General features: G+C 65.8%; 21 protein-coding genes. 9 read left to right on the top strand and 12 right to left on the bottom strand.

Features of this window, described 5'->3' with window-relative positions; genetic code table 11:
• Window positions 1-103: 103 nt before the first annotated feature.
• Both rfaE2 and RT688_RS10250 read right to left on the bottom strand, forming a co-directional pair.
• Window positions 104-580, bottom strand: coding sequence for a D-glycero-beta-D-manno-heptose 1-phosphate adenylyltransferase (gene rfaE2 / locus RT688_RS10255; RefSeq protein WP_313704773.1), 477 nt, complete (start codon window positions 578-580; stop codon window positions 104-106).
• A gap of 6 nt (window positions 581-586) precedes the next feature.
• A complete protein-coding gene (locus tag RT688_RS10250; protein WP_313704772.1) occupies window positions 587-1,777 on the bottom strand; it encodes a PilT/PilU family type 4a pilus ATPase in 1,191 nt (396 codons plus the stop codon).
• Between the two features lie 175 nt (window positions 1,778-1,952).
• Between RT688_RS10250 and RT688_RS10245 the strand changes: the two genes are divergently transcribed.
• From RT688_RS10245 to RT688_RS10225, 5 genes are all read left to right on the top strand, one after another.
• Complete coding sequence (locus RT688_RS10245) at window positions 1,953-2,894, top strand: hydrogen peroxide-inducible genes activator (protein WP_313704771.1); 942 nt, start codon at window positions 1,953-1,955, stop codon at window positions 2,892-2,894.
• Between the two features lie 294 nt (window positions 2,895-3,188).
• A complete protein-coding gene (gene ubiA, locus RT688_RS10240; protein ID WP_313704770.1) occupies window positions 3,189-4,043 on the top strand; it encodes a 4-hydroxybenzoate octaprenyltransferase in 855 nt (284 codons plus the stop codon).
• 73 nt (window positions 4,044-4,116) lie between these two features.
• Complete coding sequence (locus RT688_RS10235) at window positions 4,117-4,431, top strand: DUF883 family protein (protein WP_313704769.1); 315 nt, start codon at window positions 4,117-4,119, stop codon at window positions 4,429-4,431.
• Complete coding sequence (locus tag RT688_RS10230) at window positions 4,431-4,805, top strand: phage holin family protein (protein ID WP_313704768.1); 375 nt, start codon at window positions 4,431-4,433, stop codon at window positions 4,803-4,805. The genes RT688_RS10235 and RT688_RS10230 overlap by 1 nt, the downstream gene beginning before the upstream one ends.
• A complete protein-coding gene (locus RT688_RS10225) occupies window positions 4,795-5,148 on the top strand; it encodes a YqjK family protein (RefSeq protein ID WP_313704767.1) in 354 nt (117 codons plus the stop codon). The genes RT688_RS10230 and RT688_RS10225 overlap by 11 nt, the downstream gene beginning before the upstream one ends.
• A 130-nt stretch (window positions 5,149-5,278) precedes the next feature.
• On the opposite strand, the gene proC is transcribed toward RT688_RS10225, so the two are convergent.
• Window positions 5,279-6,094 (bottom strand): pyrroline-5-carboxylate reductase, encoded by an 816-nt coding sequence (gene proC / locus RT688_RS10220; RefSeq protein ID WP_313704766.1) that lies wholly within the window; start codon window positions 6,092-6,094, stop codon window positions 5,279-5,281.
• Window positions 6,091-6,804: a YggS family pyridoxal phosphate-dependent enzyme gene (locus RT688_RS10215; protein ID WP_313704765.1), complete on the bottom strand. Its 714-nt coding sequence runs from the start codon at window positions 6,802-6,804 to the stop codon at window positions 6,091-6,093. The genes proC and RT688_RS10215 overlap by 4 nt, the downstream gene beginning before the upstream one ends.
• A gap of 80 nt (window positions 6,805-6,884) precedes the next feature.
• On the opposite strand from RT688_RS10215, the gene RT688_RS10210 reads away from it, so the two are divergent.
• The 3 genes from RT688_RS10210 to RT688_RS10200 all read left to right on the top strand — a co-directional run bounded on the left by RT688_RS10210 (window position 6,885) and on the right by RT688_RS10200 (window position 9,769).
• Window positions 6,885-7,928, top strand: a complete 1,044-nt coding sequence (locus RT688_RS10210) for a type IV pilus twitching motility protein PilT (protein ID WP_313704764.1) — start codon at window positions 6,885-6,887, stop codon at window positions 7,926-7,928.
• 2 nt (window positions 7,929-7,930) lie between these two features.
• A complete protein-coding gene (locus RT688_RS10205; protein WP_313704763.1) occupies window positions 7,931-9,067 on the top strand; it encodes a PilT/PilU family type 4a pilus ATPase in 1,137 nt (378 codons plus the stop codon).
• Window positions 9,068-9,286: 219 nt separating this feature from the next.
• Window positions 9,287-9,769, top strand: a complete 483-nt coding sequence (locus tag RT688_RS10200; protein WP_313704762.1) for a glutathione peroxidase — start codon at window positions 9,287-9,289, stop codon at window positions 9,767-9,769.
• Window positions 9,770-9,782: 13 nt separating this feature from the next.
• On the opposite strand, the gene RT688_RS10195 is transcribed toward RT688_RS10200, so the two are convergent.
• The 4 genes from RT688_RS10195 to RT688_RS10180 form a co-directional block, all read right to left on the bottom strand.
• Window positions 9,783-10,802, bottom strand: coding sequence for an alpha/beta fold hydrolase (locus RT688_RS10195; RefSeq protein ID WP_313704761.1), 1,020 nt, complete (start codon window positions 10,800-10,802; stop codon window positions 9,783-9,785).
• A gap of 147 nt (window positions 10,803-10,949) precedes the next feature.
• Window positions 10,950-11,543: a hypothetical protein gene (locus RT688_RS10190; RefSeq protein WP_313704760.1), complete on the bottom strand. Its 594-nt coding sequence runs from the start codon at window positions 11,541-11,543 to the stop codon at window positions 10,950-10,952.
• A 265-nt stretch (window positions 11,544-11,808) separates the two neighbouring features.
• Window positions 11,809-12,495, bottom strand: coding sequence for a pentapeptide repeat-containing protein (locus tag RT688_RS10185; protein WP_313704759.1), 687 nt, complete (start codon window positions 12,493-12,495; stop codon window positions 11,809-11,811).
• A gap of 82 nt (window positions 12,496-12,577) precedes the next feature.
• A complete protein-coding gene (locus RT688_RS10180) occupies window positions 12,578-12,892 on the bottom strand; it encodes a hypothetical protein (protein ID WP_313704757.1) in 315 nt (104 codons plus the stop codon).
• Between the two features lie 185 nt (window positions 12,893-13,077).
• Between RT688_RS10180 and RT688_RS10175 the strand changes: the two genes are divergently transcribed.
• Complete coding sequence (locus RT688_RS10175; protein WP_313704756.1) at window positions 13,078-14,034, top strand: IS1595 family transposase; 957 nt, start codon at window positions 13,078-13,080, stop codon at window positions 14,032-14,034.
• A 116-nt stretch (window positions 14,035-14,150) separates the two neighbouring features.
• On the opposite strand, the gene RT688_RS10170 is transcribed toward RT688_RS10175, so the two are convergent.
• The 4 genes from RT688_RS10170 to RT688_RS10155 form a co-directional block, all read right to left on the bottom strand.
• A complete protein-coding gene (locus tag RT688_RS10170; protein WP_313704754.1) occupies window positions 14,151-14,819 on the bottom strand; it encodes an OmpA family protein in 669 nt (222 codons plus the stop codon).
• 146 nt (window positions 14,820-14,965) lie between these two features.
• The gene (locus RT688_RS10165; protein ID WP_136223041.1) at window positions 14,966-15,112 is read right to left on the bottom strand and encodes a lmo0937 family membrane protein; all 147 of its coding nucleotides are present in this window, start codon (window positions 15,110-15,112) and stop codon (window positions 14,966-14,968) included.
• An 88-nt stretch (window positions 15,113-15,200) separates the two neighbouring features.
• Complete coding sequence (locus tag RT688_RS10160) at window positions 15,201-15,428, bottom strand: hypothetical protein (RefSeq protein ID WP_313704753.1); 228 nt, start codon at window positions 15,426-15,428, stop codon at window positions 15,201-15,203.
• 182 nt (window positions 15,429-15,610) lie between these two features.
• Entirely contained in the window at window positions 15,611-16,351 is a 741-nt protein-coding gene (locus RT688_RS10155) for a glycine zipper 2TM domain-containing protein (protein WP_313704752.1), read from the bottom strand.
• Window positions 16,352-16,551 lie beyond the last annotated feature (200 nt).

The raw sequence follows: 16,551 nt of genomic DNA, 5'->3' as shown, positions 1-16,551 counted from the left end.
CGGCAGCGCGCCGGTTATGGCAGCCAAAAACACATTTATTTATGGGTAAGTACTTAGTACGGCGAGACGCTGCAACGCAGCCATGGAGGTTTTGTTAGGCGCTCTAGCCGGCGCGGACCTTCTTGAGCAGCTTGGTCGTCGAACGGTCATGCGCGAAGTCGATCGCCGCCACCTGGCCGCCATAGGCCAGCACCGCCTGCCCTTCGGGAATCGCCGCCATGTCGTAGTCGCCGCCCTTGACGTAGATGTCGGGCCGCGCTTCGAGCACGACTTCAAGCGCCGTGTCCTCGTCGAATTCCACCACCAGGCTGACCGACTCCAGCGCCGCCAGCACCGCCATGCGGTCGGCCAGGCTGTTCAGCGGGCGGTCGTCGCCCTTGCCCAGGCGTTTCACGGAAGCATCGGTGTTCGCGGCCACCACCAGCGAGGCGCCCAGTGCGCGCGCCTGCGCGAGATAGGTGACGTGCCCGCGGTGCAGGATGTCGAAGACGCCGTTGGTGAGGACGACGGGTTTCGGCAGCGCGGCCACGCGCGCCTGGAGCTCGGCGCGCGAGCAGATCTTGGTTTCGAAATTCGGCATAGTGAATCAGTGAGGTGTTGCGGGGTCTTGCGGTTCGTCTTCTTCCAGCGCCATCGACAGGCTCGGCGGCTTGGCGGCGCCGCCCTCGGCGGGCTCGCGGCGGTCGCCCGAGAGCTTGATCTGCAGGCGCAGGCCGTTGGCGGAATCGGCGTTGCGGATCGCTTCGTCGTAGCCGATGTAGCCCTTGTTATACAGTTCGTACAGCGCCTGGTCGAAGGTGCACATGCCGAGCTCGCGCGACTTCTGCATGATCTCCTTGATGCTGTGGAAGTTCCCCTTCAGGATCATCTCGCTGATGGTCGGGGTGTTCAGCAGGATCTCGATGGCGGCCTTGCGGCCTTTCCCGTCTTCCGTACGCACCAGGCGCTGCGAAACGATCGCGCGCAGGTTGGCCGACAGGTCCATCAGCAGTTGCGGCCGGCGCTCTTCCGGGAAGAAATTGATGATCCGGTCCATGGTCTGGTTGGCATTGTTCGCGTGCAGCGTGCCGAGGCAGAGGTGGCCGGTCTCGGCAAATGCGATCGCGTGTTCCATGGTCTCGGTGTCGCGGATCTCGCCGATCAGGATCACGTCCGGCGCCTGGCGCAGCGTGTTCTTCAGCGCGTTGTGCCAGGACAGGGTGTCGACGCCCACTTCGCGGTGCGTGACCAGGCAGTTCTTGTTCTTGTGGACGTACTCGACCGGGTCCTCGACCGTGATGATGTGGCCGGCCGAATGGCTGTTGCGGTAGTCGATCATCGCGGCGAGGGTGGTCGACTTGCCCGACCCCGTGCCGCCGACGACCAGCACCAGGCCGCGCTTGGTCATCACGACCTCCTTCAGCACCTCGGGCAGGTCGAGCTTCTCGAACGTCGGGATCTCCGAGGCGATGGTGCGCACGACCATGCCGACGCTCTGCTGCTGCACGAAGACGTTGACGCGGAAGCGGCAGACGTTCGGCAGCGAGATCGCGAAGTTGCACTCCATCTCGGTCTCGAATTCCAGACGCTGGCGCTCGTTCATCAGCGACAGGGCCAGGGCCCGCGTGACTTCGCCGCTCAGGCGCTGCTGGCTCATCGGCTTCATCGCGCCCTGGTGCTTCATGCTGGGCGGGAAGTCGGCGGAAATGAAGAGGTCGGAACCACCCTGCTGGTGCATTACCGTGAGCAGCTTGTGGATGTAGGCCTGGGCATCGGCGGGGCCGAAGGGAGTGGACATGCTTGCCTTTCTGATCGTCGCGTATTTACGTCGCATAAGTACGCCGCAGGCGATATCCGCCCGCGGGGCAATTATATCGACTAAGATTAACTGTAAAATACTATTTCTTCGGCCAACCAGGCCCAGCTACGGCAGGATAATCATTGCACACCTGCAATTCGACGACCTTACGCCCATGACACTCACCGAGCTCAAATACATCGTCGCCGTCGCGCGCGCCAAACATTTCGGCCATGCCGCCGAGTCCTGCTTCGTTGCGCAGCCGACGCTGTCCGTCGCCATCAAGAAACTCGAGGACGAGCTGGGCGTGACGCTGTTCGAGCGCGGCGGCTCGGAAGTCTCGGTCACGCCGGTCGGCGCCCAGATCGTGGCCCAGGCCGAGCGCGTGCTCGAGCAGACCGCGGCGATCAAGGAGCTGGCCAAGCAGAACAAGGACCCGCTGGCCGGCCCGCTGCGCCTGGGCGTGATCTACACCATCGGCCCCTACCTGCTGCCGCCGCTGGTGAAGAACCTGATCGACAACGTGCCGCAGATGCCGCTGGTGCTGCAGGAGAACTTCACGGTCAAGCTGCTGGAGCTGCTGCGCCAGGGCGAGCTCGACGCCGCCATCATGGCCCTGCCCCTGCCCGACCACGGCATGCTGATGCAGACCCTGTACGACGAGCCTTTCGTGGTGGCCATGCCGAAGACCCACCCCTGGGCCAAGCGCAAGGAAATCGCCGCCGACGACCTGAAGGCCGAGACCATGCTGCTGCTGGGCAGCGGCCACTGCTTCCGCGACCAGGTGCTGGAAGTGTGCCCGGAAATGGCGCGCTTCTCGTCGCCGGGCAACGGCATGCAGCGCACCTTCGAAGGCTCCTCGCTGGAAACGATCCGCCACATGGTGGCCAGCGGCATTGGTCTCACCGTGCTGCCGCGGGCCTCGGTGCGCGATATGCAAGACCCGAACGGCCTGCTCACCTTCGTGCCCTTCTCGCACCCCACGCCCTCGCGCCGCGTGGTCATCGTCTGGCGCAAGAGCTTTACGCGCAAAGCGGCGATCGATGCGATCGTCAATGCCGTGGCCGAGTGCGACCTGCCGGGCGTGGAGCGGATGGCGCTCGAAGCGGCGGCGTAACGCATATCGCAACGCAATCGAAGGGCGTAGGGTGGGCACTTGTGCCCACGCGGTCTCACCCCTGGAACATACGCGACTTCAACAACAATGAGGCATGCTTCGCAAATACCGACTTGCAGGCTGCGCATTCATATCTGCGGGCGCGACATGCAAGCCTTGCACCGCGTGGGCACAAGTGCCCACCCTACTCCCTCCGGCACGCGTACGCTGACCGCCAGCACCGCGACTCCGAACCAAACCAAGTAAAATCGCTGTCTTGTACACAATATTCTTGCAAGACAAGACCGCGATTTCATGAACAAGCTGGCGCTCTACTTCCGGCTGGTCCGCGCTGACAAGCCGATCGGCATTCTTCTCCTGCTCTGGCCCACGCTGTGGGCCCTGTGGATGGCGGCCGGGGGCACGCCCGACTGGCACGTGGTCCTGATCTTCGTCCTCGGCACCGCATTGATGCGCTCGGCCGGCTGCGCCATCAACGACTATGCCGACCGCGACTTCGACCGCCACGTCAAGCGCACCGTCGACCGTCCGGTGACCAGCGGCCGCATCAAGGCCTGGGAAGCGGTGATGGTCGCCGCCGCGCTGGCCCTGATCTCCTTTCTCCTGATCCTGCCGCTCAACACGCTCACCAAGCAGCTGTCGGTGGTGGCCCTGGTCGTGGCCGGCACCTATCCCTATTTCAAGCGCTTCTTCGCGATCCCCCAGGCCTATCTCGGCATCGCCTTCGGCTTTGGCATCCCGATGGCCTTCGCCGCGATCCAGGGGCAAGTGCCGGCGGTGGCCTGGTGGCTGCTGGTGGCGAACGTCTTCTGGGCCGTGGCCTACGACACCGAATACGCGATGGTCGACCGCGACGACGACCTGAAGATCGGCATGCGCACCTCGGCGATCACCTTCGGCCGCTACGACGTCGCCGCCGTCATGCTGTGCTACGGCGTGGCGCTGGCGATCGACCTGGTCTGCGGCTGGCTGCTCGGCCTGCGCTGGTGGTTCGTCGGCGGCGTGATCGTGGCGGCCGGCATGGCGCTGTATCACTACACCCTGATCCGCGACCGCGACCGCATGCGCTGCTTCGCCGCCTTCCGCCATAACAATTGGTTGGGTGCGGCCATCTTTGCCGGTGTCGCGTTAGACTATGCATTAGGATAATATTGTCCGAAATACACCAACGATTTCCGCTCGCAAGGCAGCGGCCAACCACTCCACACAACGAGGTATGACTATGATGGAAAAAATCCCGACCCAGACCGGCGCCCGCGACCAGCTGATGGCAGACCTGAAGACCGTGATCCATGACGCGGAAGCCTGGCTGCGCCACGGCAGCCAGCTGACCGGCGACGAGCTGAAGGCGGCCAAGGAGAAGTTCGAGCGCACCCTGGGCGCGGCCAAGGAAGGCCTGGTGAACCTGGAAGTGGTCGAGAAGACCAAGGTTGCCGCCCGCGCCACCGACGAATACGTCAAGGAAAACCCATGGAAGGCCGTCGGCCTGGGCGCCGCCGTCGGCGTCGTGATCGGCATGCTGATCGCCCGTAAATAATGGCCCTCGCCGAGACGGCTGGACGGATAGCGACGACGCTGGTCGCCATGGCGCGCACGCGCCTGGCGCTGGCGGCCGTCGAGGCGCAGGAAGAAACGCAGCGGGTGCTGGGCTATGCGGCCTGGACCCTGCTCGCGGCCTTCCTCGGCGCCGGCGCGCTGATGCTGGTGGCGCTGTTCGTCATCGTCCTGTTCTGGGACACGCACCGCCTGCTGGCGATCGGCGCGATGGCCGGCGTGTTCGCGCTGGCCGCCGCCGCGATCCTGCTGCGGGTGCGCGCGCACCTTGCCGCGCAGCCGCGCATGATGGCGGCGACCCTGGCGGAGCTGGACAAGGACCTCGCCTTCATCAAGGGAGCGCCGCATGAACAGTGAAAAAACACCGCTGGCGGTACGCCGCGAGCACCTCGTTGCGCAGTGCGCCCGGGAGCGCGGGGACATGGCGGACCAGCTCAACCTGCTGAAAGCGCCGGTCGAGAACATCGGCGGCGTCGGGTCCTTCCTGCTGGAGCACCGCAAGACCTTCCTGGCCGGCGCCGGCCTCGCGCTGGGCTTGCTGATCGCGCGGCCGAAGCGCACGCTGGCCCTGGCCGCTGGCGGGGTTTCGGTGTGGAAGATCGCGCGGAACGTGTTGCCGACTGTGTTGCCGAGCGTGATGCCGGTGGTGCAGCGGGTGTTGCCGATCCTGCGCGAGCGCATTGGCGGGCGGTTCCAGTAAGCCCTCTCGGCGCGCGTTTGCGGACCGGGCTTCGTGGTCGTACCGGTGGGTTCGAGAACCCACCCTACGGTGAACGGCCGCGGTTCGTAGGGTGGGTTCTCGAACCCACCGTTTTAAACCCCGGGGCGGATCAATCCTTCCCCAACTCTTCCCCCAGCGCGCGTCCACGCGCCGCCGCCGCCTTCATCGCTTCGATGATCGCCGGCTTCACCCCGCTCGCTTCCATGCTGGTGATCGCCGCGTAGGTCGTGCCGCCCTTCGAGGTCACGCGCTGGCGCAGCACCTCGAGCGACTCGGGCGACTGCGCCGCCAGTTCCGCCGCGCCGGCGAAGGTGGCCAGCGCGAGTTCCTTGCCCTGCTCCGCACTGAGGCCCATCTCCACCGCCGCCGCCTGCATCGCTTCCAGGAAGTAGAACACGTAGGCCGGTCCACTGCCGGACACCGCCGTCACCGGATCGATCAGCTCCTCGCTGTCGAGCCACACCGTCTTGCCGACGGCGCGCATCACGCTGTCGGCCGCCGCGCGCTGGGCCGCGCTCACGCCGTTTGTCGCCACCATGCCGGTGATGCCCATGCCGATCAGGGCCGGCGTGTTCGGCATCGTGCGTACGATGGCGCCATAGCCGCCCAGCCAGCGCGCCAGGTCGGCGCTGCAGATGCCGGCCGCGATCGACAGCACCAGCGGGCCGGCGCACAGGTGCGGCGCCAGCGCGGCCGCGACTTCGCGCATCTGCTGCGGCTTTACCGCCAGCACCACCACCTCGCAGCTTGCGACGGCCGCGTCGATGGCGGTCGCCGTGCTTGCGCCGAACTGCGAGGCCATCTTGTCCAGCGCCTCGGGATTCGGGTCGACCACGTGCACCTGCGCGCCCGCGCCCAGTTCCTTCGCCAGCCCGGCGATCAGCGCCGTGGCCATGTTCCCGCCGCCGATGAAAGCGATCTTCATTCCGATTCCTTGTGATAGTTGCGTGTGCCGAAGATGGCGCTGCCGACGCGCACAATGGTCGCGCCTTCGAGGATCGCCGCCGTCATGTCGCCCGACATGCCCATCGACAGGGTGTCGACCGGCAGGCCGTCCGCGCGCAGGGCTTCGCCGAGCTTGCGCAGCTGCGCAAAGGCCGCGCGCTGCAGCGCCGGGTCGGCCTGCGGCTCGGGGATCGCCATCAGGCCGCGCAGGCGCAGGTTCGGCAGCTGCGCCACCGCGCGCGCCAGCTCGGGCAGTTCATTCGGCGTCGCGCCGCTCTTGGTCGCCTCGCCGCTGATGTTCACCTGCAGGCAGATGTTCAGCGGGCCCAGCTCGGGCGGACGCTGCTCCGACAGGCGCTGCGCGATCTTCAGGCGCTCCACCGTGTGCGCCCAGTCGAAGCGACTCGCGATCGGGCGCGTCTTGTTGCTCTGGATCGGACCGATGAAATGCCATTCGACGGCGGCATCAGGTTGCGCGCGCGCCACGGCCGCGATTTTTTCGACGCCTTCCTGCAGGTAGTTTTCGCCGAAGGCGCGCTGGCCGGCGGCCATCGCTTCCAGCACCGCCTCCGCAGGGAAGGTCTTGGACACGGCCAGCAACCGGACCATCGAACGCGCCCTGCCGGCCTGCTGGACGGCGGCGTCGATTGTCGCTTCAACAGCTTGCAAGTTGTCGGCGATTGTGGACATAATTATTTTCTATGGGCAATATTCGAGTCGATGCGAGAGCGCTGGCCGAAGCCGCGCCCTTCACGGCACAGGGATTATAAATGGACATCTCCGAATTACTCGCCTTCTCGGTCAAGAACAAGGCCTCCGACCTCCACCTCTCGGCCGGCCTGCCGCCGATGATCCGCGTCCATGGCGACGTGCGCCGCATCAACCTGCCGCCGCTCGAGCACAAGGACGTGCACGCCATGATCTATGACATCATGAACGACGGCCAGCGCAAGCAGTACGAAGAGGTGCTCGAGTGCGACTTCTCGTTCGCGATTCCCGGCCTGGCGCGTTTCCGCGTCAACGCCTTCAACCAGGAGCGCGGCGCATCGGCCGTGCTGCGCACGATTCCCTCGAAGATCCTGACCCTGGAAGAGTTGAACGCCCCGCGCATCTTCGGCGAGCTGGCCTTGAAGCCGCGCGGCCTGGTGCTGGTCACCGGCCCGACCGGTTCGGGCAAGTCGACCACCCTGGCGGCGATGGTCAACCACCTGAACGAGAACGAGTACGGCCACATCCTCACCATCGAGGACCCGATCGAATTCGTGCACGATTCAAAAAAGTGCCTGATCAACCAGCGCGAAGTCGGCCCGCACACCCTGTCGTTCAATAACGCGCTGCGCTCGGCCCTGCGCGAAGACCCGGACGCGATCCTGGTCGGCGAACTGCGCGACCTGGAGACCATCCGCTTGGCGCTGTCGGCCGCCGAGACCGGCCACCTGGTGTTCGGCACCCTGCACACCTCGTCGGCGGCGAAGACCATCGACCGTATCGTCGACGTCTTCCCGGCCGAAGAAAAGGAAATGGTGCGCGCGATGCTGTCGGAGTCGCTGCAGGCCGTGATTTCGCAAACCCTGCTGAAGACCAAGGACGGCTCGGGCCGCGTGGCGGCGCACGAGATCATGCTCGGCACGCCGGCAATCCGCAACCTGATCCGCGAAGCGAAGATCGCGCAGATGTATTCGGCGATCCAGACCGGCAGCAACGTCGGCATGCAGACCCTGGACCAGAACCTGACGGACCTGGTGCGCCGCAACGTGATTTCCAGTGCCGCCGCCCGCGCCGCCGCCAAAATTCCTGAAAACTTCCCGGGCTAAAAATGGAACGCGACCAGGCATCCAAGTTCATGTTCGACCTGCTGCGCCTGATGGTCAGCAAGGGCGGCTCGGACCTCTTCATCACCGCCGGCTTCCCGCCGGCGATCAAGATCGACGGCAGGATGACGCCGGTCTCGAGCCAGCCCTTGACGGCCGCGCACACGGCGGACCTGGCGCGGGCCATCATGAACGACAAGCAGACCGCCGGCTTCGAGCTCACCAAGGAGGCGAACTTCGCGATCAGCCCCGGCGACCTGGGACGCTTCCGCGTCTCCGCCTTCGTGCAAATGAGCAGCGTCGGCATGGTGCTGCGTACCATCACGACCCAGATCCCGAAGTTCGAGGACCTGGCCCTGCCGGAAGTGCTGAAGGACGTGATCATGTCCAAGCGCGGCCTGGTGATCATGGTCGGCGCCACCGGCTCGGGTAAATCGACGACGCTGGCGGCGATGGTCGGCTACCGCAACGAGAACAGCTACGGCCACATCATCACCATCGAGGACCCGGTCGAATTCGTCCACCCGCACAGGAACTGCGTGATCACCCAGCGCGAAGTGGGCGTGGACACCGACAGCTTCGAGGCGGCGCTGAAGAACTCCCTGCGCCAGGCGCCGGACGTGATCCAGATCGGCGAGATCCGCGACCGCGAAACGATGGAACACGCGATCGCCTTTGCCGAAACCGGCCACCTGTGCCTGGCCACGCTGCACGCGAACAGCGCCAACCAGGCGCTGGACCGCATCATCAACTTCTTCCCGGAAGAGCGGCGCCAGCAACTGCTGATGGATTTGTCGCTGAACCTGCGCGGCCTGATCTCGCAGCGCCTGATCCCGAAGAAGGAAGACAAGGGCCGCGTGGTGGCGATGGAGATCATGCTGAACTCGCCGTTGATCTCGGACCTGATCTTCAAGGGCGAAGTCCACGAGATCAAGGAGATCATGAAGAAGTCGCGCGAGCTGGGCATGCAGACCTTCGACCAGGCGCTGTTCGACCTCTACGAGGCGGACAAGATTTCGTACGAGGACGCGCTGCGCAACGCCGACTCGGTGAACGACCTGCGCCTGACCATCAAGCTCAACAGCAAGCACGCGAAGAACCGCGATTTCTCGAGCGGGACCGAGCATCTCGGGCTGGTTTGACGTAGGGTGGGCGGCTATACCTGAACGGCCGAAAAATACGTATCGGATGCGCCGCCCACGCGTTCAACACATGCACGAGCCGCCGCGACTGTTCCGCTGCCGCTTGAACGCGTGGGCGGCGCACCTGCCGCGTGCGCTCCTCTATCCAGGTGTAGCCGTCCACCCTACGTCCTTCCGACAATCCCAGCGTAGTGCGTGCAGTGTTGGTATCATCCCGTCATGAACACCTTCGACTTCACCGCCGCTTCCCTCGACGGCTCGCCCGTCGACCTGTCGCGCTACCGCGGCAAGGTGCTCCTCATCGTCAACACGGCGAGCCAGTGCGGCTTCACGCCGCAATACAAGGGACTGGAGCAGCTCTACCGCGATTACCACGAACGCGGCCTGGAAGTGCTGGGCTTTCCCTGCAACCAGTTCCGCCAGCAGGAACCGGGCAACGAGGCCGAGATCGGCGCCTTCTGCGAGAAGAACTTCGGCGTCAGCTTCCCGCTGTTCGCCAAGATCGACGTCAACGGCGATCACGCCCATCCCCTGTTCCGCCACCTGAAGCGCGAAGCGCCGGGCGTGCTCGGCACGCAGTCGGTCAAGTGGAACTTCACCAAGTTCCTGGTCGGCCGCGACGGCCGCGTGCTCAAGCGCTACGCGCCGACGACCAAGCCCGAGGATATCGCCAAGGACATCGAAGCGCTGCTGGACACGTAAGCAGCGCTGGGCCTTACGGCCGCTCAAACCACGCCATGAAGGCGTCGTATTCCTTCTGCCCTTCCGACATCGGCCTGCCCTCCGGGACCAGGCTGTGGCCTGCCATCGGCACGCGGCTGAAACTCACGTCCCTGCCCTGGGCACGCAGCTGGGCGTACAGCACCTCGGTCGAGACGATCGGTACGCTGTTGTCCTGCATGCCGCTTGCGAGATAGACCCGCGCCTTCGAATGCGTCAGGTTCTCGAGCGTGGATTGTGCGAAGAAGCTGCTCCAGCGCAGGTAGGGATGACCCCAGGCGAGTTTGCGCGTGCTCTTCGGATCGGCGCGGATGGCGTCGAAGGTCGCGTCGAGCTCCCGGAGGCGCAGCAGCTTGATGTCGTCGCTGTCCTGCGAACGGTAGATGCTGGCGGCGAAGTCGAACAACTGCGTCGGGCCGTTCGCGCCCAGCAGGACGACGTCGGTTACCTCGGGCAGCGCACGCGCCAGGCCTGCCGCCATCGGCCCGCCTTCGGATTGGCCGATCACCAGCACGCGGCGCGCATCCACTTCGGGCCGTTGCAGGGCGTGCCGCACCGCCTGGGTCAGCGTCGCAAGCCAGGTCTCGTACGAGAAGTGGTCGTTGAAGGCATCGCCGCAGCCGATGGCCGAGCCGTACGGCCCTTTCTGCAGCGCATCCTGCTGGTATGGTTTGTCGACCGCCATCACGGCGTAGCGTCCCTGCTGCGCCAGCGGCAGCCAGGAATACAGGGTCGAATACGGATTTGCCGTACCCAACCCGACGAAGTTGGGCACGCATCCCGATCCCTGGATATACAACACGAGCGGCGCCTTGCGCGCCGGCTTCGACAGGTAGTAGCGTACCGGCGGTCCTCCGCCGCCCTGCAGGGTCAGGCGCGACATCGTGAAGGTATCGATGCGGACGGTTTCTTCCTGCGCAGCAGGCGCCGCGGAAGCGGTCCCGCAGGCGAGGCCGGCTGCCAGCAGGAGGCCGGCGCTGAAGGTGAGCGAAGTGTGGCGCGTGAAACGGGACATGGCGGTTTTACCGTTGAGCGAAATGACCGATAGTGCCATGCAATGAGCAGCGCAAGCCTCTCCAAAACTCACCGCCGCCACACTCTTTGATGAAGGACGCAAAAAAGCCCGCGCGAACGCGGGCTTCGGTCTGCGGCAAGCCTGGGCTTACTTGATGTCGCCCGTGGCCGGGGTCGGCGCGGCCTGGGTGTCGATCGGCGTCGGGGTCGGCGCCGGATTCGAGGCCGGAGCCGGGGTGATGCCGACGTCGGACTGCATCGTGGTCGGGGACGCCGGCGTGGCCGGGGTCGCCGGGGTGGCCGGCGTCATGCCGGTTGCCGGGGTTGCCGGAGTGGCCGGGGTAGCCGGCACAGCGCCGTCGCCCTGCGCAGTGGTCGACATCGCGCTCGAGCCCGAGGCGGTGTCCGCCGACGAGCTGGTGCCGGCCTGGGTGCCGCCATGCGTGCCGGCGGCGTGGGTACCGCTCTTCGCGGCCGTCTTCGTTTCCTTGTGCTTGGACTTGGTGGCCTTCTCGGTCTTCGCAGTCTTCTTGCTATCGGAGTGGGTGTCCGCCTTGACGGCGGCCTGGCCGTCCTGGGCGCCCGCCTTCACGGTCGCATTGACGTCCTTGTTGTCCACCAGCACGGCGGTCTTCGCATCCATCTTTTCGGTGTTGGCCTTGGCGACAGGCATTGCCGGGGATTGTGCGAAGGCGGCGCTGGCGAACAGGCCGGCGATCAGGGTAGCGATAGTCTTCTTCATAATGCGGCTCCTATGTGGTTGTCATGTCAGCACAATTACGATGCACTCCACCCACAACGGGGCAACGCTCCAGTCTGTTGACCGATTTAACATTCGCTTACAAGCTTGGCATTTGCTTACAGACATGGCAACGAATCTTGCCGCACGGTTTGCATTACTGTTTAGAGCGCCTGACAAAACCTTCAGGGCAAGGCGCATCGTCGAAGACAGTACGGCTGTACGGCGAGACGATGCAACGCAGCCATGGAGGTTTTTTCAGGCGCTCTCAACCGACGTTCAGGCCCATCGCCCGTACCAGCTCGGCCGCCTGGCGCGGCGAGATGGTCGCGCCGGCAAACAATTTCGCGTTGACCAGCTTCAGGCCGCCCAGGTCGGCCTCGCGCAGGTCGGCGCCGTCGAAACGGGTGTCCTTGATGTGGGCGTCGCGCAGGCTGCCGCCCACGAACACGGCGTCGCGGAAGTCGCAGCCGGACAGGTCGGCGTCGGCGAAGTCGAGCCCGACCAGCGTCATCTTGCGGAAGGACATGCGGCGCAGGTCGGCGCCGACCAGCAGGCTGTCCTCGAAGGACAGGCCGAGGTAGCTCACCTCTTCGAAGTTGGCGCCGGTCAGCTTGCAGCCCTGATAGGCGCACGAGGCCAGCTTGGCGCGGCGCCAGGAAGTATTGTTCAGGTCCGAGGAGGCGAAGCGCGCATCGACCAGGTCGCTCGATTCGAAATCGGCGTGGCCGGCGCGGCAGCGCTGCCAGCGGGTGCGCGCCAGGTTGGCGGCGTAGAACGAGGTATCGGCCAGCACGCAGTGGCGAAACTGCGCTTCCTGCAGGTTCAGGCGCGACAGGTCGGCGCCGGAAAAATCGCAGTCGTCGAAGACGAGGCTGGCGTCTTCCAACAGGAGTTGTTCGAGGCGGTCGCGGGTCAGCGTTTCGCCGGTAAGGGTGATGGTCGAGCGCGTCATGGGCATGGTCGAAATGGAATCGGCCCACAGCATACACGCCGGCGAGCGCCGGCGATACGGCGCTTGAAGCGGTGCTCTACAGTCAGCGCGTCTCGATCCGCGCGCTGCCGTGGATGACGCAGGCGCGGTTCACGTCCTCGAGGAAGCGGATCGCCTCCCCCATCGACAGGCTGGGCGGCAGCAGGCGGCCGAGCGCCGCCTCTTCGCCGACGCGGTCGAGGCCATAGGCGATGCTGCGCGAAACGTCGCGCGCCGGCTTGCCGTCGCTGTTGTAGAGCGCGTCGTAGACGCCGACTTCTTCCCACAGCGGCACGTAACCCGGGCTGGTCGAATCCTCGAACACGACGACGGGCGCGGGACCACCCTCTTCGCGCACGAGGCGAAATACGAAACTCATGACTGGTTCTTGCTGAATACGGATGGGACGGATGCTATCACGGCCGCGCCCGGGGCGTGGCGCGCATGCCGCGGACGACGCCGCGCGAAAAAAAAGGGCGCTGTCACCGTTACCTGTTGGTTTAATTGAACTGCCGAGCTACGGCGTGGTCTGAGTATGTATCCAGACCAGCGACGAGGGCGACGATGCAGGCGATAAAGTTCAAGCGGTGGATCGACGGCGTGCGCCTGCTGAGCGAGGGCCAGCGGCGGCAATTGCTGGAGAGCCTGCGTCCCGCGCTCGGTCTCGACCGCCTGCGCGCCGCGATCGAGGCGGCGGCGCCGTCCCGCCTCGTCTGCCCCGGCTGCGGGGGCGCGCGGCACCACAGGCATGGCCGCGACCGCGGCCTGCAGCGCTATCGCTGCCGCGCCTGCGGCAAGACCTTCAGTGCCCTCACGGGCACGCCACTGGCACGCCTGCGCCATCGCGGTCTCTGGCTCGATTACCTTGAGGGCATGCTCGAGGCGCAATCGGTACGCGTCTGTGCCGCGACGCTCGGCGTGCACCGCAACACCAGTTTCCGCTGGCGCCACCGCTTCCTCACCTGGGCCCGGCACGACCGCCCGGCGCTGCTGTCGGGCATCGCCGAAGCCGACGAGATGTTCCTGCTCGAATCGCAGAAAGGGTCGCGCACGCTGGATCGGCCGGCCCGAAAGCGCGGTGGCGTGGCGCGCAAGCGGGGCATCAGCCACGAACACGACTGCATCCTGGTGGCGCGCGACCGCTCCGGCGCCACCGTCGACGTCGTCACCGGACGCGGCGCCGTCACCGCCGCCCAGTTGCGCCGCCACCTGCTGCCGGTGCTCGAACGCGACGTGCTGCTGGTCAGCGATGGTCATCCTGCCTACCGCGCCTTCGCGCGCGACGCCGGGCTGTCGCACGCCTTCGTCAACCTGCGCGCCGGCGAACGGGTACGCGGTGCGGTGCACGTGCAGAACGTGAACGGCTACCACCGGCGTTTTCGGCAATGGCTGGCGCGCTTTCACGGCGTCGCCTCGCGCTACCTGCCGCACTACCTCGGCTGGCGCTGGGCGCTCGATGGCCGCCGCATCGATTCGCCTGAGCGCTTCCTGCGAGCGGCGCTGGGCATGTTCAACAGGTAACGGTGACAGCGCCAAAAAAAACCGCCCGGCGGTGAAGCCGGGCGGTTGCAGCCTGTCGTCAGGCGTAAGCAGCGGCCGGTGCGTTGTGCAGCCGGCCCTGGACGGTAGGGAAGTGCTTAGCCGCGCGCAGGCTCGGCCACGTAGATCTCGACACGGCGGTTGCGTGCGCGGCCGGCCGGATCGGTGTTCGAGGCGATCGGCTCGCGGTCGGCGCGGCCTTCGATCGTGATGCGGTTCGGGTTCACGCCACGGCCGGCCAGGTAGTCGCGGGTGCGGGCGGCGCGGTCGACCGACAGCGGCTGGTTGATCGCGGCGCTGCCGGTGTTGTCGGTATGGCCGATGATCACGACGTTCGTCGCCGGGTTCTCGTTCAGGGTGGCGGCGAAGCGCTGCAGGATCGGCTGGAAGTTCGATTTGATGTCCGAACGGCCGGTGTCGAACGAGATATCGCTCGGGATTTCCAGCTTCAGGCGGTTGTCCGAGGTCTGCGAGACCTGGACGCCGGTGCCCTGGGTCGCCTGTTCCATGGCCTGCTTCTGCTGTTCCATGCGCTTGGACCAGATGTTGCCGACGATGGCGCCGGCGGCGCCGCCGATCACGGCGCCCTTGGCGGCGCGGCTGCCGCCGCCGCCACCGGTGGTGCCGCCGATCAGGGCGCCGAGTGCGGCGCCGGCGCCGGCGCCGGTGGCGGTGCCACGCTGGGTGGCATTCATGTCGGCGCAGCCGCTGACGCCGAGGGCGAGAATGGTTGCTGCGATCGCGGATTTGGTCAGGTTGGTATGCATTTACGCTCTCCTAGAAAAAATCCGTTTCGTGGGCGCACCCTGCGGGCGCGTCCGCGAAACGGATTGGTCAAACAACTTCAAATGATGGAACAATTTCTTTTGGCGTCTCAAGATGGCGCATCACTGCGTCATTATAACGGACTCGGCTATATGCCTCGTCCGCTGATCAGGCGCACCAGGATCATGATCACGGCAACCACCAGCAGGATGTGGATGAAGCCGCCGATCGTGTAGGAGGTGACCAGGCCAAGCAGCCACAGGACGATCAAAACGATGGCAATGGTATAGAGCATGATGTGTCTCCTCATTCAAAGCGCCTGGAGTAGCGCGGTAGAGTCAGTATGCCGCCGTCTGCTCTGCATCACCGTTCGATGGCGTACATTATGCGCGAGAGTTTTGTTCGGAACGCAATCCCGGGATCCAGCCTATGAAGCCGAGCAGGCCGACAATGCCGATCAGGCAGGTCAGCAGCCCGCCAACGACCAGGAACATCACGTCGTGCGGCGCCAGTTCCTGCCCCAGTTCGGCCGGCGGCCCCGCCGAGACCAGGCCGAAGGCCGTCACAACCAATCCCCAAACGATGATGCCGATCCACGCAAGGCTGTTCATGGTGATCCCCTTTACCGTTGGTTTTAGTGTCCACGCGCTCTTGAGGGCGCACAAACATTCTCGGGCGAGCTCAGCAGTATTTCCGTGCGTTGGCGCACATTGCGCTGGAGAAAATATGCACTAAAGAAAATAAAAGGCCGGCGTCCATCGGACAGCCGGCCTGCGGAGAGGAAAGCGCAGACTCAGGCGGCGCGCAGGCGGCCCTTGACGATGCGGACGCGGTCGCCGCTGCGCCATTGCGGTTCGCTGTTCTGGTGGAAGGTGCGCAGGGTGCCGTCGTCCAGGCGCACCCGGATCTCGTAGCTGGTGGTCGCCTTCATGTTGCCTTCGACCTGGTTGCCGACCACGGCGCCGCCGATGGCGCCGGCGACGGTGGCCAGCTGGCGGCCGCTGCCGCCGCCGACCTGGTTGCCGAGCAGGCCGCCGACCACGGCGCCCCCGGCCGCGCCCAGGCCGCTACCCTGGGCGCGCTGCTTGATCGCGCGCACCGATTCGATATTGCCGCAGTTCGAACACCACTTCGGCGTGTCGGCGGCGGCCACCTGCACCGGTTTCGGCTTGGCCGCGCTGCGCACCGGTTCCGGGGCGGGTGCGGCGACGGGAGCGGGTGCATAGCCCTGGGCCGTCTGCTGCACAGGATAGGCGGGGGCGCCCGGTGCGAGGCCGGCGGCGCCCTGCTGGGCGAGCGGGTCGGCGCCGGCCAGCGGCGCCGCAGGTGCGGTTTGCGGCGGCGGCAGGCTGGCGGCGAGCGCCGCGCGGTCGGCCTCGTTGAGCTGGCGGCTCGCGTTGCCGCCGATCGAAGACGGAATCCAGCCCATGATGGCTGCGGTACCGACCAGGCAGAACAGCACGACGGCGAGGGCCGCGATCAGCAGCAGGGGGTGGTGCTGGGCACGCGCCGGTGGAGTCGGAATATTGTTCATGGCTTGTCCTTGGCGGGTTGCAGGCACGCACGCGCGGCCCGCGCCGGCCAGGCGGGCTCGCCCGGCCGACGCCAGAATTGTCCCTAGGAACAACAAGGTATTCCGTGCGTCACCGAACATACTTCCCCCTATCGAACGCTTTACCCTGATCGAAATTGTTTGCAAATGTATCCGCCGCTCGTGCAGCCCTTTTTCCGGGC

It is taken from the genome of Massilia sp. (genome assembly GCF_032106685.1).
In the GTDB taxonomy this organism is placed as follows: Bacteria; Pseudomonadota; Gammaproteobacteria; order Burkholderiales; family Burkholderiaceae_D; genus Telluria.
This window is presented reverse-complemented; position numbering and strand designations above follow the sequence as displayed.

Excerpts from the sequence above, each read along its gene's own strand:
- rfaE2 (WP_313704773.1), bottom strand. The coding sequence starts at position 580 with ATGCCGAATTTCGAAACCAAGATCTGCTCGCGCGCCGAGCTCCAGGCG.
- RT688_RS10250 (WP_313704772.1), bottom strand. The coding sequence starts at position 1,777 with ATGTCCACTCCCTTCGGCCCCGCCGATGCCCAGGCCTACATCCACAAG.
- RT688_RS10245 (WP_313704771.1), top strand. The coding sequence starts at position 1,953 with ATGACACTCACCGAGCTCAAATACATCGTCGCCGTCGCGCGCGCCAAA.
- ubiA (WP_313704770.1), top strand. The coding sequence starts at position 3,189 with ATGAACAAGCTGGCGCTCTACTTCCGGCTGGTCCGCGCTGACAAGCCG.
- RT688_RS10235 (WP_313704769.1), top strand. The coding sequence starts at position 4,117 with ATGATGGAAAAAATCCCGACCCAGACCGGCGCCCGCGACCAGCTGATG.
- RT688_RS10230 (WP_313704768.1), top strand. The coding sequence starts at position 4,431 with ATGGCCCTCGCCGAGACGGCTGGACGGATAGCGACGACGCTGGTCGCC.
- RT688_RS10225 (WP_313704767.1), top strand. The coding sequence starts at position 4,795 with ATGAACAGTGAAAAAACACCGCTGGCGGTACGCCGCGAGCACCTCGTT.
- proC (WP_313704766.1), bottom strand. The coding sequence starts at position 6,094 with ATGAAGATCGCTTTCATCGGCGGCGGGAACATGGCCACGGCGCTGATC.
- RT688_RS10215 (WP_313704765.1), bottom strand. The coding sequence starts at position 6,804 with ATGTCCACAATCGCCGACAACTTGCAAGCTGTTGAAGCGACAATCGAC.
- RT688_RS10210 (WP_313704764.1), top strand. The coding sequence starts at position 6,885 with ATGGACATCTCCGAATTACTCGCCTTCTCGGTCAAGAACAAGGCCTCC.
- RT688_RS10205 (WP_313704763.1), top strand. The coding sequence starts at position 7,931 with ATGGAACGCGACCAGGCATCCAAGTTCATGTTCGACCTGCTGCGCCTG.
- RT688_RS10200 (WP_313704762.1), top strand. The coding sequence starts at position 9,287 with ATGAACACCTTCGACTTCACCGCCGCTTCCCTCGACGGCTCGCCCGTC.
- RT688_RS10195 (WP_313704761.1), bottom strand. The coding sequence starts at position 10,802 with ATGTCCCGTTTCACGCGCCACACTTCGCTCACCTTCAGCGCCGGCCTC.
- RT688_RS10190 (WP_313704760.1), bottom strand. The coding sequence starts at position 11,543 with ATGAAGAAGACTATCGCTACCCTGATCGCCGGCCTGTTCGCCAGCGCC.
- RT688_RS10185 (WP_313704759.1), bottom strand. The coding sequence starts at position 12,495 with ATGACGCGCTCGACCATCACCCTTACCGGCGAAACGCTGACCCGCGAC.
- RT688_RS10180 (WP_313704757.1), bottom strand. The coding sequence starts at position 12,892 with ATGAGTTTCGTATTTCGCCTCGTGCGCGAAGAGGGTGGTCCCGCGCCC.
- RT688_RS10175 (WP_313704756.1), top strand. The coding sequence starts at position 13,078 with ATGCAGGCGATAAAGTTCAAGCGGTGGATCGACGGCGTGCGCCTGCTG.
- RT688_RS10170 (WP_313704754.1), bottom strand. The coding sequence starts at position 14,819 with ATGCATACCAACCTGACCAAATCCGCGATCGCAGCAACCATTCTCGCC.
- RT688_RS10165 (WP_136223041.1), bottom strand. The coding sequence starts at position 15,112 with ATGCTCTATACCATTGCCATCGTTTTGATCGTCCTGTGGCTGCTTGGC.
- RT688_RS10160 (WP_313704753.1), bottom strand. The coding sequence starts at position 15,428 with ATGAACAGCCTTGCGTGGATCGGCATCATCGTTTGGGGATTGGTTGTG.
- RT688_RS10155 (WP_313704752.1), bottom strand. The coding sequence starts at position 16,351 with ATGAACAATATTCCGACTCCACCGGCGCGTGCCCAGCACCACCCCCTG.